Source organism: Gilliamella sp. Occ4-3 (assembly GCF_001690675.1).
GTDB classification, from domain to species: domain Bacteria; phylum Pseudomonadota; class Gammaproteobacteria; order Enterobacterales; family Orbaceae; genus Gilliamella; species Gilliamella bombi.
The window spans coordinates 1-12,949 of record NZ_LZHR01000061.1; the positions used below are offsets into that span (position 1 = coordinate 1).

11 protein-coding genes and 1 pseudogene are annotated in these 12,949 nt (G+C 35.4%); 2 read left to right on the top strand and 10 right to left on the bottom strand.

Annotated elements, in window-relative coordinates; genetic code table 11:
* Positions 1-4: 4 nt before the first annotated feature.
* A complete protein-coding gene (locus tag A9G44_RS14050) occupies positions 5-85 on the top strand; it encodes an integrase core domain-containing protein (RefSeq protein WP_141670356.1) in 81 nt (26 codons plus the stop codon).
* A 55-nt stretch (positions 86-140) separates the two neighbouring features.
* On the opposite strand, the gene A9G44_RS06940 is transcribed toward A9G44_RS14050, so the two are convergent.
* The 3 genes and pseudogenes from A9G44_RS06940 to A9G44_RS06945 form a co-directional block, all read right to left on the bottom strand.
* Entirely contained in the window at positions 141-632 is a 492-nt protein-coding gene (locus A9G44_RS06940; protein WP_081298287.1) for an NADAR family protein, read from the bottom strand.
* A gap of 447 nt (positions 633-1,079) precedes the next feature.
* A pseudogene (locus A9G44_RS14055) lies at positions 1,080-1,218 on the bottom strand (IS5/IS1182 family transposase); the annotation flags it as partial.
* Between the two features lie 333 nt (positions 1,219-1,551).
* A complete protein-coding gene (locus A9G44_RS06945) occupies positions 1,552-2,457 on the bottom strand; it encodes a hypothetical protein (RefSeq protein ID WP_143426334.1) in 906 nt (301 codons plus the stop codon).
* 1,318 nt (positions 2,458-3,775) lie between these two features.
* On the opposite strand from A9G44_RS06945, the gene arsB reads away from it, so the two are divergent.
* The gene (gene arsB, locus A9G44_RS06955) at positions 3,776-4,825 is read left to right on the top strand and encodes an ACR3 family arsenite efflux transporter (RefSeq protein ID WP_065610005.1); all 1,050 of its coding nucleotides are present in this window, start codon (positions 3,776-3,778) and stop codon (positions 4,823-4,825) included.
* A 285-nt stretch (positions 4,826-5,110) separates the two neighbouring features.
* On the opposite strand, the gene frr is transcribed toward arsB, so the two are convergent.
* The 7 genes from frr to mrdA all read right to left on the bottom strand — a co-directional run bounded on the left by frr (position 5,111) and on the right by mrdA (position 12,941).
* The gene (gene frr / locus A9G44_RS06960) at positions 5,111-5,668 is read right to left on the bottom strand and encodes a ribosome recycling factor (protein ID WP_065610006.1); all 558 of its coding nucleotides are present in this window, start codon (positions 5,666-5,668) and stop codon (positions 5,111-5,113) included.
* A 29-nt stretch (positions 5,669-5,697) separates the two neighbouring features.
* Positions 5,698-6,432: a UMP kinase gene (pyrH, locus tag A9G44_RS06965; RefSeq protein ID WP_034911998.1), complete on the bottom strand. Its 735-nt coding sequence runs from the start codon at positions 6,430-6,432 to the stop codon at positions 5,698-5,700.
* Positions 6,433-6,550: 118 nt separating this feature from the next.
* Positions 6,551-7,408 (bottom strand): translation elongation factor Ts, encoded by an 858-nt coding sequence (gene tsf, locus A9G44_RS06970; protein WP_065610008.1) that lies wholly within the window; start codon positions 7,406-7,408, stop codon positions 6,551-6,553.
* Positions 7,409-7,492: 84 nt separating this feature from the next.
* A complete protein-coding gene (gene rpsB / locus A9G44_RS06975) occupies positions 7,493-8,230 on the bottom strand; it encodes a 30S ribosomal protein S2 (protein WP_065610009.1) in 738 nt (245 codons plus the stop codon).
* A gap of 468 nt (positions 8,231-8,698) precedes the next feature.
* Complete coding sequence (locus A9G44_RS06980; RefSeq protein ID WP_034911967.1) at positions 8,699-9,880, bottom strand: serine hydrolase; 1,182 nt, start codon at positions 9,878-9,880, stop codon at positions 8,699-8,701.
* Between the two features lie 14 nt (positions 9,881-9,894).
* A complete protein-coding gene (gene mrdB / locus A9G44_RS06985; protein ID WP_034911963.1) occupies positions 9,895-11,001 on the bottom strand; it encodes a peptidoglycan glycosyltransferase MrdB in 1,107 nt (368 codons plus the stop codon).
* A gap of 2 nt (positions 11,002-11,003) precedes the next feature.
* A complete protein-coding gene (gene mrdA / locus A9G44_RS06990; protein ID WP_065610011.1) occupies positions 11,004-12,941 on the bottom strand; it encodes a penicillin-binding protein 2 in 1,938 nt (645 codons plus the stop codon).
* Positions 12,942-12,949: the final 8 nt, after the last annotated feature.

Below are 12,949 nucleotides of genomic sequence, written 5' to 3' on the forward strand. Positions count from 1 at the left end.
AACGATTTATAACACCGAAAGACCGCATGAGGCATTAAATAACATGACACCGATTGAGTATAAAACACTAAAACAAGCAGCTTAATTTTCTACGTGAGTTGTGTACTAAGTTTGGGGCATTTACAAATAGTTATTTAGAATTACGCTTTTAATGCCTTCCTTACTTGCATTAAAACTTCACCAAGTAAATTTTTGCCTCGCCATTTAGCCATATTAAATCTCATTTCGTCATCAATACTTAAACCAATTCCCCAAATCTTGTCATAAGGGCTTGCTTCTGCTAATACTTTATCTTTGGTTGATAATAGATATTTTTTAAGCTCATCATTTTGAGAAAATTTTGCATAATTACCCTCAAAAACAATCTCTTTTTTATGCTTATTCCATATATTTTCATCAAAATTACGCACAGTTTGCCCCAGCTTTTTTTGCATTTTAGATGACGGAATAGATAAAATAGCATTGGCACTCTCTATATCTTTAAATAACAATGCCTTAGAATACATCATCCATTGTTCTGCACTAGTAAATGCTATTTCATTAATAACAAAATGACAAGGATACCACTGAGATAGATAATGATCAGGACTAAAAAAAAAATCATTTTCTTCTTTCCGACTTGTTTCATCTATTTAAATTGCTCCTTTTGTAGAATAAATAAACTTACAGCTAAGAAATCTCTGGATTGTTTACACTTCATAATTAAAATAACTCTTTAAAAATTCATAATGCGTCTTAGCCATATTATAAAAGTTAATAAATCGCCTAAAATTTTATTCTCTATATGGCGAATCTGCAAATATTTGCTGATTCAAAATATATCCCTTTATAAATCCATACTAAATTTGTATATTTGCCCATTAAAGGTGATAATTAATTTTGTCACAAAATTTTATAATAAACCGACCCATTGTATTTTTCTAGTTTTTGGCATAGTCCATTTTTCTAAAGCTTGTTGTATTGCTAACCAAATGTTTTTTAAGTGAATTATTAGGACTCTTTACTTTTTGTGTTTATATATTAATCAACAATACATTGGTAACCACATAAGTATAAATACCAGCAATAACATAATGTTATCCTTGCGAAAGCTCAAAACAAATCGGTAGACCACCACTATCAACAGCAAAGTGGATTTTAGCTGAGTTGCCCCATAGCTTTTTCCTATCTGATGGAATGCTAAGTTTCTACATCTGAGCTACGTTGATGCGCTCGCACATTTGGTCGAGTTTTTTTATGTGTTTGATTATTGGTTTTATGTCTTTAAAAAAGTCCTTCTCTCAAAAAATGAATCGGGTTGTCACTTAATGCTAATTTTTGTTTAATTTCCATTGCATGACTCCTCTTTGTTTATTTGCTTGTCCTTGTGCCCCTGCCAGCCACGCTTTCAGCGTTGGTGGCGGAGGCGGCGCTATTGTGGCTTTGCCACAATAGCGCAACCCTAAGGAAAACGCCCCAACTTACGCGGGGGCTTTATTCTTTTTTATATTATCCCCTCAGGCACCGTAACCCCCTTCCGCGCCCTAAGGATTAAGAACTAAACGCTAAAAGCTAAGGTGCGGTGCAAAGGCCATAGCGGAAGTAGCTGGCACTGTTGCTGCCGACGGTGCCGGGGTACGAGTAGACATCGAACTGGTTGCTACCTGTTGCGTCGCTCGTCCAGTAGTAGCCGTCGACGAAGCCCGCATCAGTGTAGTTGTACATGCGGCCCCACTCCGTGAAAAAGCCAGCGCCTATGTGACGCATGTAAGAATTACCTGATGAACTAGGTGTTGCACCTAAATTATTATAGTTTGAATTGGTTAAATCTCTTACCCGTGGCATTCGATAACCCAAACTATCACACCATGCTAACTGGTCACTATAAGTTTTCAATTGAACACCACGATTGACGAACCACTGCCTTAATACAAATCCATATTTTACTACCTCACCGCCATATATATCTCTACCCACTAACTCAAACGTCTGCGGTAACTGTGGCTTAGTAATTAGGTTAGGATGAGGATTGTACCATTGATTTTTTGCCTCTGGACCTGTTAGCTTAACGCGTGCTACAACTTGTCCCCTATCTTCATAAGGAATCCAATGCTCAGTATTATTAGGTACAACATTTGTCACTGTTGCAGTAATTCCCTCATGCCTGACAGGTGCCCATGTCAATTCTCTAACATCTATTCCTGTAATGAGTAAATCAAAATATAAATTATCCGCACCTGTAGTTGGAAAATTGAGGTTATATGATCCAGGATTGGTTGATTGAACTAAGAAGCCCTTCTTAGGATTCCATATGTTAGCAGGGCCTGCGTGTTTGCCGTCACCCATTTGTAGATTCGGTCTTGCATACTTGATAACTGGCTCCGCTGGTAATGGCTCGGATAGTAATATTATTGCATCACTACGATTACCCGCTCGATACTTTTTGTCATTCGCCTGTACATTCCATGACAATGACAATAATAACAGTGCTGATACTAGCAGAGCTGTTTTAGGTGATTTAGGTGATTTAGGTGATTTAGGTGATTTAGGTGATTTGAGCGATAATTTCGATAATTCGTTGAGAAATAATTTGGAAGGTATAAATAAGTTTCGTGTAAAAACTCGTCGAATAGGATTATTTGATAAATTTAAGACATAGGTTTGCCAGTGCCTTGTGCCTTGTGCCTAAAATGATAATGCATTACGTTTCTCGTGTCAAGTAATATTTTGTTTTATTTGAATTTTTATAATTATTCGCTTATTTAATAAGCTTGTTTTCCTACAGCGATAAAAGTATAACCATTTATAAAATAGTTGGCTAGTTTTTTGGCGGACTTTTTTGTAAATAATTGTTCGTGGTGGGGCAAAAAGATGGTATTGATAGATGAGTTGGTCTTGAATGGTGGAATAAGCGCTTTTTGAAGGTATAAAATCATTCAGGTAGAGTACTGATTTTATTTGATTTTTTACACTTAAAACAAGTGGTCATATATTTTAGTCGTAGAAATTACTCTCATTGTTTACCGTAATTTAAGGAACGACAGCAATGAACATACAAAAAAATCAAACTAAAGATTTATCAATGGTGGCTAAAAGTAATAACAAAGCCTAGCTAGACGACAGTTTCAGGTCGACACCAAACATTTACATATTCCATTTATAACACCTAAAAACCGCATGAAGCATTAAATAATCATCCATTTAATATAAAGGACTAAAATAAACAATGTAATTCTCGGCATGATTTGTGAATATTTACATGACTATTCACTTTTTAGGCTGTATTTTTGTGAGAAACACTCAAGATCTCTATACCATTTGATAATTAATTAAAGTATCGCTGTATCTATTCATTAAAACGTTTAATAACCATTTTATTAATCAAAATTTACGAAACCAGCCCACCAATAAACGAATGAAAAAACCGAAAGCATGATTACATATTTTAATTGCAATGTGGCATGATATAAAAAATATTTAACAATACAGAAAATAGAGAACAAAAGTCTAAGCTACTTATTCACATTTATAATATGGTTATACATAAAGCTATTTCTGGTAAAACGCCTTTATGTGTTTAAGCGGGTTGTTTTAATAATAAATCTGAATAATACAATATGTTATTACATATTATCTGTTGGTTCTACTTATATACTCATTGCCATTGACCCTATTTTATAGTACCTTTAAAAGCAAAGAAAACTATAGGTATAGATGCTTTAACTAAATTATCTAATCAATAGAGGAAATGGCTGATTAGTTAACTCATCAGCCTAATAATATAGGTTAAATTATTATGACTTGTCCAACGAACACACCTGTAAAAAAACTATCTTTTTTAGACCGTTACTTAACTCTATGGATTTTTGCTGCAATGGCATTAGGTATTATCTTAGGTACGGTATTTACATCCTTACCAGATAGGCTTAATGAATTATCTGTTGGTTCGACTAATATACCTATTGCTATTGGCCTTATTTTAATGATGTATCCACCACTGGCAAAAGTGCGTTATGAAGAGTTACCTAAAATTTTTCAAGATAAAAAAATATTAGCTTTATCATTAATACAGAATTGGTTAATTGGCCCTGCATTAATGTTTATATTGGCGATAATTTTTTTGCATGACTATCCAGAGTATATGACAGGTGTTATTTTAATTGGCCTTGCGCGTTGTATCGCTATGGTGCTAGTTTGGAATCAATTAGCTGATGGGGATAACCAGTATATTGCTGCACTGGTTGCCTTCAACTCTATCTTCCAAATCCTATTTTTTAGTGTCTTTGCTTGGTTTTATCTTTCTTACTTACCTCCTTTATTTGGTTTAGCTGGGAGTGTTATTAATGTAAGTTTTGGTACTATCGCTGAAACTGTTCTTATCTATTTAGGCATACCCTTTTTAGCAGGTTTTTTAACTCGTTACTTTTTACGAAAAGTAAAAGGAGATGATTGGTATCAAAATAAATTTTTACCTAAAATCAGCCCTATTACATTGATTGCGTTACTATTTACTATTGTGGCTATGTTTAGCTTAAAAGGTAATGAAGTGGTTAAACTACCTTTAGATGCTATTCGAATTGCTATTCCACTAACAATCTACTTTGTTGTAATGTTTGTTTTAAGTTTTATGATGGGTAAATTAGCCAATGAAAGCTACCCTAAAGTAACCGCCATGTCCTTTACAGCGGCCAGTAATAACTTTGAATTAGCTATTGCTGTGGCTATTGTCGCTTTTGGTTTAGCATCGCCTGTGGCCTTTGCTGCAGTGATAGGGCCACTAGTTGAAGTCCCCGTGCTTGTATTGCTAGTCAATGTAGCATTATGGATTAGAAAGAAATATTTTTAATCTAATATTTCGATAATACGTTAAGAGATAATTTGAAAGACATAAATAAATTTCGTGCAAAAACTCGTCGAATAGGATTATTTGGTAAATTTAAGACATAGGTTTGCCTGTGCTAGTGGAGTGTTTTTTGGAGATCGGTTTTGGGTGGCTGTTTTTGTAAAAATAGGACTCAAAAAAACATAAATAAAATCAATTCATTTACTGACCGATTTTTAAAATCAAGGAAAAACACTCTGCTTTATAAAACAGAGCGTTTGGAAGAAAAGAGGAAAAAGAAGATAAAAATTAGAATTCCATTAGTTCTTTTTCTTTATCAGCAAGCACTGTATCTAATTTTTTAATTGCGGTGTCTGTCGCTTTTTGGATTAAATCTTGTGCTTTACGTTCATCATCTTCAGATATTTCTTTATCTTTTAGTAATGTTTTGATTTGGTCGTTGGCATCACGGCGAATATTACGGATCGATACTCGGCCTTGTTCTGCTTCGTTACGAACAATTTTGGTTAAGTCTCGACGGCGTTCTTCGGTTAATGGTGGAAGTGGTACGCGAATAACAGTACCTGCTGATGCTGGGTTAAGTCCTAAATCTGATGTTAAGATTGCTTTTTCAATTAGTGGTGTAAGTGATTTGTCAAATACAGTAATCGCTAGCGTTCTTGCATCTTCAGCAACGATGTTAGCTAGTTGGCGTAATGGTGTTGGACTACCATAATATTCAACCATAATACCATCTAATAAGCTTGGTGATGCGCGCCCCGTTCTTACTTTAGAAATATGATTTTGAAACGCATCAATACTTTTTTCCATGCGCGTTTGCGCTTCTTTTTGAATCTCGTTTAACATAATAAAAGCCTTATTTAAAATAAAGATGATTAACTGGTTACAGTTGCTTTGTTATTAATTAATGTCCCTTCTTGTTCGCCTAATATAACACGACGCAACGCTCCAGGTTTATTCATATTAAAGACACAAATTGGTAGATTATGATCCCTTGCTAATGTGAATGCTGCTAAATCCATTACTTTAAGCTCATCTGTAAGCACTTTTTCATAGCTTAGTGTTTTATAAAGTGTTGCTGTTGGATCTTTAACAGGATCGGCAGAGTAAACACCATCTACTTTGGTCGCTTTTAAGACAACATCTGCACCAATTTCAATACCCCGTAAGCATGCTGCTGAATCGGTTGTGAAAAAAGGATTACCAGTTCCAGCAGAAAGGATAACGACTTTACCATGACGAAGCAAGCTAATTGCTTCAGTCCAACGATAGTCATCGCACACGCCATTTAATGGAATGGCTGACATTAGGCGAGCGTTGACTTCTATTCGGTGCAATGCATCTCGCATCGCAAGTCCATTCATGACAGTTGCAAGCATGCCCATGTGATCACCAACTACTCGGTTCATTCCCGCTTTAGCAAGCCCTGCGCCACGAAATAGATTACCACCCCCAATAACAACAGCAACTTCAACATTCATTTCAATAAGCTCTTTTATTTCTTGAGCCATACGATCAAGAACGGTTGCATCAATACCAAAACCTTCGTCACCTTGTAGTGCTTCACCACTGAGTTTAAGAAGAATACGTTTATAAAAAGGGGTTACCATATGATGTCTCACTGTTTCGTTATTTAATAAAATAAGGAGCTATGGCTCCTATCTAGCAGTAATTTTAAAATATTTTGTAGATAAACAAAACCGCCTTAACGGCGGTTTTATAAAACAATTAAGATTGTTTTGATATTGCTGCAACTTCTGCTGCGAAGTCGACTTCGACTTTTTCAATACCTTCACCCACTTCAAAACGAATGAATGAAGCAACTGCTGCGCTCTTTTCTTTTAATAAATCGCCAACCGTTTTTGAAGGTTCCATTACAAATGGTTGACCAGTTAGTGATACTTCACCAGTGAATTTACGCATACGACCTTCAACCATTTTTTCAGCGATTTCACGCGGTTTACCTGATTGCATTGCGATATCAATTTGAATGTTACGTTCATGTTCAACTACATCAGCAGGTACGTCACTTGGATCAACGTACTCTGGTTTGCTTGCAGCAATGTGCATTGCGATGTGTTTAACTAATTCATCGTCAGCACCGTTAGCAGCAACTAATACACCAATACGAGCACCGTGTTGGTAACTACCTACTACATCACCAGCAATTTCAGCAACACGACGAATACCGATGTTTTCACCAATTTTAGCAACTAAAGCTGTGCGCTCTTCTTCAAATTTAGCTTGTAGTGCAGCAATATCGCTAATGCGTTCTGTTAATGCCGCCTCTGCAACTTTATCACTAAATGCTAAGAATCCTGCATCTTTAGCAACAAAGTCTGTTTCGCAGTTTACTTCTAAGATAACACCCAATTTTTTATCCGCAGATATTTTAGAAATAATAACACCTTCAGCCGCAACACGACCTGCTTTTTTAGCTGCTTTTGCTTGACCTGATTTACGCATGTTGTCAATTGCAAGTTCGATATCACCGTTTGCTTCAACTAATGCTTTTTTACATTCCATCATACCTGCGCCAGTTCTTTCGCGCAGTTCTTTTACCATAGAAGCGGTAACTTCAGCCATTTTTTAATCCTCTATTTAACCATTGTGATGATTTTCATTAGAATGGGTCGATATTATTATCGACCCTGAAAATATTTGAGTTTATTACTCTGCTGCTGGCGCTTCTTCTACGAAGCTTTCTTCAGATACTGGAGATTGGTTTTGTTCACGACCAGAACGTACTGCTTCAGCAACTGCATTTGCATATAATTGAATTGCACGAATCGCATCATCATTACCTGGAACAACGTAATCAATACCATCAGGATCTGAGTTAGTATCAACAATAGCAATGACTGGAATACCTAAGTTGTTAGCTTCTTTGATAGCGATATGTTCGTGGTCTGCACCAATAACAAAGATCACATCGGGTAAGCCACCCATATTTTTAATTCCACCCAAACTATTTTCTAATTTAGCCATTTCACGAGCACGCATTAGTGCTTCTTTTTTGGTTAATTTATCGAATGTACCATCACTAGCTTGTGTTTCTAAATCTTTTAGACGTTTGATTGATTGACGTACTGTTTTCCAGTTAGTCAACATACCACCTAACCAACGGTGATTAACGTAGTATTGTCCACAGCTTTCAGCAGCTTGTTTAACTGCTTCGCTAGCTGCACGTTTTGTACCAACAAATAAAATTTTACCTTTACGAGCGGCAATCTTGTTTAATTCAGCTAATGCTTCGTTGAACAGTGGTACTGTTTTTTCAAGATTGATAATATGAACTTTATTGCGTGAACCAAAAATAAATGGTTTCATTTTTGGGTTCCAATAACGAGTTTGGTGTCCAAAGTGTACACCCGCTTGTAACATATCGCGCATTGATACTGTAGTCATGATTTCCTCATTTTGACGTTGGGGTTATGCCTCCACATATCCGCTTTTACCGACCTATACATAAAGTAAAAGGCACCCCGGAAAAGTGTAATGATATGTGTGTGTTATAACGTTAATTAATCATTAAATTTAATGCTTTTATCCATCATTACTTTTGCAAAAAAATAATGTGAAATGTAGCGCGCGTTTTATACCATAAATAGTATAAGATTGCTAGCTTTATTTGTAATATTAACTGTTGTTAGCGGAGTTAATTATTGTAATGATGTATAGATTAGTTTTATTAAGTGTTTATTGTTTATTTAATTAGCAGCTATTTGTTAAATATAGCGTTTTGATAAAAAATTCAATAAAATCAATAGTCTACCTGACAGTTTTTTATGGCAGTTTTTTATATTAGAAGATGTTTATTTTTAAAAAGTAAAGTTGTTCTGTAAGCTGATACTTACAGAACAATGATAATTGAAACTAGCTAAATAATTTATGGCATTGTAGGCAGATCCAATCCCAGATTCCACCAAAAAATCCTGTTTCTTCAACATTTTGCAAAGCAACAAGTGGCTGTTCACTAATTACTTTACCATCTAATAGGAACTGCATTTTACCTACGGCTGTACCTTTGGTTATTGGAGCATAAATATAATCATCAATTTTATATTCAACTTGCACATCTGCCGCACGACCTTTTGGTACTGTGATATAAGCGCCATTAGTTGCACCTAATTGAATTTTATTTTTATCACCATACCAAATCGTTTCTGTTGCTAATGGCGTATCAGCTTTTACAGGATTTGCAGTTTCAAAAAAGCGGAATCCCCATACTAGTAGTTTTTTACTTTCTTCTTCACGCCCTTTAAAGGTTCGTCCACCTAGTACCGCTGAAATTAAACGGGTATTGCCATCAACCGCTGAAGCAACTAAGTTATAGCCAGCAGCATTGGTATGTCCTGTTTTAATTCCATCAACGTTTAATGTGGTATCCCAAAGTAGTCCATTTCGATTAAGTTGTGGTTTTGATAGGGTATAGGTAAATTCTTTTTGTTTATAAATTGAATATTCTTCTGGTAAATCACGAATCAATGCTTGCCCTAAAAAAGCCATGTCTTTAGCTGTTGTGTATTGCCCTGGCGCATCAAGCCCATGAACAGTTTCAAAATGGGTATGGTTTAGTCCAATTTTTTTTGCATAATCATTCATTAGGTTAACAAATGCACCTTGGCTTCCTGCAACATGTTCTGCCATTGCAATACAAGCATCGTTACCAGATTGGATGATAATACCTTTATTAAGATCAGATACTGATACTGTTTTACCCACTTCTAAAAACATCAATGATGACCCTTTTAAAATAGGGTTGCCCGTTGCCCATGCATCTTTACTTACTACAACCATATCATCATTTTTTATGCGTCCTGAGCGTAGTGCTTGACCAACCACATAACTGGTCATCATTTTGGTTAGGCTAGCTGGGTCACGCTGTTGTTCTGCATTATATTGTGCCAAAATTTCGCCTGATTTTGCATCGATTAAAATATAAGATTCAGCATCTAGTTGTGGAATAGCTGGGATAGGAAAAGCCATTTCAGCCGATGCTGATGAACAAATTGCAAGCGCAAACAAAGCAAAAGATAATTTAAATTTCTTTTTCATTTATTTCAATTCCGTTAAATATTTTTAGACAACATATATCGATGTGTGTGAATAGACATCATAATGCCAAAACTTGCCATTAATACGACTAAAGATGAGCCACCATAACTTATTAGAGGTAATGGTACACCAACTACTGGTAAGATTCCACTGACCATACCAATATTAATAAATGCATAAATAAAAAATACTAAAATTAGTCCACCCGATAAAATTCGTCCAAATGTTGTTTGTGCTTGAGCTGCAATAATAAGTCCACGCACAATTAAGCATAAAAATAGAATTAACAAAATAATCGAACCAATAAAACCAAACTCTTCAGCTATAACTGAAAAGATAAAATCGGTGTGTCGCTCTGGTAAAAATTCAAGTTGCGATTGCGTACCTTCAAGCCAGCCTTTGCCCCATATACCACCCGATCCAATTGCTGTTTTAGATTGAATAATATGATAACCAGCTCCATTTGGATCAAGCTCAGGATTTATTAGCATCAATACGCGTTTTTGTTGATAATCATGCATTAAAAAGAACCACATAATTGGTAAAAATATAGCAATTAAAATTAATGCAATAAGAATATAGCGCCAATTAATGCCTGCTAAAAAAATAATAAAAATTCCTGACATAATAATCAATATTGCTGTGCCCAGATCTGGTTGCATAGCAACAAGTAATGTAGGCACTCCAATTATACCAAGTGTTTGTAATGTGGTTTTTAATGGCGGTGGGCATCCATCACGATGAATGAACTTTGCAACCATTAATGGTACGGCTATTTTGGCTATTTCAGAAGGTTGAAATCGCAAAATACCTAAATCTAACCAGCGTTGTGCGCCTTTACTGGTATATCCAAAAATATCTACTAATAATAGGATGATAATGCAAACAACATACAGATATGGTGACCATTTTTCATAGGTTCTGGGCGAAAATTGTGCCAGCGTAATCATTACAGTATAGCCAAGTAATATTTGTATTACTCGCTTTTGCATCATATCAATATTTTGCCCACTAGCACTCCAAAGTATATAAAGACTATAACCTAGCAATAAAGTAATAAATAAAAAAAATAAGGGATCAATATGTATTTTTTGCCAAAAAGATTTTTTACTATTATTCATTATTAATCTTCAGCTCCTGTATTTGGTGATGGATCATCTAGCTCTGTTGAGTTATTTCCAAGAAGATAAAAATCTAATATTTTACGAGCTACTGCACCGCCGTTTGAGCTTCCGCCACCGCCATTTTCTAAAACAATGGCCAAGGCAATTTTTGGATTATCGTAAGGAGCATAAGCAATAAATAACGCGTGATCGCGTAAATGTTCAGGGATCTTATGAGCGTTATAAACTTCATCTTGTTTTAAGCCATAAACTTGTGCGGTACCTGATTTGCCAGCCGCTTGATATTTTGCATCTGCATAAATTTTACGTGCCGTTCCTCGTGATCCAAACATGACACGATGCATACCTTCTTTAGCTAAATCCCAATAAATTGATTTAACATTAACTAAACTATTATCTTCTATGTATTTTTCAGGATTAATTGTTGGTTGATGTTCATCTGAATTTAAAATATCGCTCTTTTTATATAATAAAAAATGCGGAGTATAAGTTTTACCATTATTAATTAACGTAGTTAATGCTTTTGCCATTTGGATAGGTGTTGCTGTCCAATAACCTTGACCGATACCAACTGGTATAGTATCGCCTTGCAACCAAGATTTTTTATGGCGTTTGATTTTCCATTCACGACTAGGCATAACTGCTCGTGTTTCTTCGTTTGGTGAAATATCTATACCTGTTCGTTCACCATAACCAAATTTAGTCATCCACAAATTTAGGCGGTCAATGCCCATATCATAAGCAACTTGATAAAAGTAGGTATCAACTGATTCTTCAATCGCCCTTAATACATCAACTCGACCGTGTCCCCATTTTAACCAATCACGATAACGCCGTTCAGTACCAGGTAATTGCCACCAACCAGGATCATTAACCACGCTTTTTGGTGTGATCACTCCTTCACTTAAGGCCGCTATGGAAATAAAAGGCTTAACTGTTGAAGCTGGTGGATAAGCGCCTAATAAAGCTCGATTAAAAAGTGGCTTACTAGGATCTTTGAGTAATTCGCTATATTTAGTGCTTGATATACCACCAACAAAAGAGTTGGAATCATAACTTGGGCTAGAAACCAAGGATAAAATTTCACCATTATTAGGGTCAATAGCTACCACTGCAGCTTTACGTCCAGCCAGTAATTGCTCTATATAAAGCTGTAATTTTAGGTTAATAGATAAATAGATATCTTCACCTGCTTGTGGTGGATGTTGATTTAGCTGGCGTACAATTCTACCTCGGCTGTTAACTTCAACCTTTTCATAGCCAGGGGTTCCGTGTAATACGTCTTCGTAGTACTTTTCTATCCCCATTTTACCAATATTAAAAGTTGCCACATAATCACTCGCTTTATTTTCATCTTCTAATCGCTGTTTATCTTGGCTATTAATTTTAGAGATATAGCCAAGAATATGGGTCAGTGATGATCCATAAGGGTAATAACGATGCTGTATACCTACAATAGAAACAAACGGAAAACGATGTTGATCTACAACAAAACGAGCTATTTGTTTTTCGGTTAAATTATCTTTTAGCGGTACTGGACGATGAGCTCTATAATTGCGTCGTTCTTTTTGAAATGTTTCAATATCTTCATCTGTCAAATCAACAATTTTTTTTAATTGCTCAAATTGTTCATTGAGGTTTTTAGTTTTATCGGGAATGATATTTAATTGATATGTAATATTATTAATCGCTAATGGCGTACCATTACGATCATAAATCATGCCACGATTAGGTGGAATAGGAATAATTTCAATACGATTATCATTAGATTTAGTAGTGTAATAGCTATAATTCAAAATCTGTAAACCAGCTAAGTTTGCAATCAATATGATAATTAAAATAATAATGACAATAAAAGAAAACAGTGCTCGGCGTAAAAACAAATTTGCTTCCGCGGAATGATCTCGAATCTTAGTTTTCTTTTTTTTACTTGAGATAGAGATAA

Bases quoted from the DNA above. Each gene is read 5' to 3' on its own strand.
- A9G44_RS06980 (WP_034911967.1), bottom strand. From the start codon at position 9,880: ATGAAAAAGAAATTTAAATTATCTTTTGCTTTGTTTGCGCTTGCAATT.
- frr (WP_065610006.1), bottom strand. From the start codon at position 5,668: ATGTTAAACGAGATTCAAAAAGAAGCGCAAACGCGCATGGAAAAAAGT.
- arsB (WP_065610005.1), top strand. From the start codon at position 3,776: ATGACTTGTCCAACGAACACACCTGTAAAAAAACTATCTTTTTTAGAC.
- pyrH (WP_034911998.1), bottom strand. From the start codon at position 6,432: ATGGTAACCCCTTTTTATAAACGTATTCTTCTTAAACTCAGTGGTGAA.
- tsf (WP_065610008.1), bottom strand. From the start codon at position 7,408: ATGGCTGAAGTTACCGCTTCTATGGTAAAAGAACTGCGCGAAAGAACT.
- rpsB (WP_065610009.1), bottom strand. From the start codon at position 8,230: ATGACTACAGTATCAATGCGCGATATGTTACAAGCGGGTGTACACTTT.
- mrdB (WP_034911963.1), bottom strand. From the start codon at position 11,001: ATGAATAATAGTAAAAAATCTTTTTGGCAAAAAATACATATTGATCCC.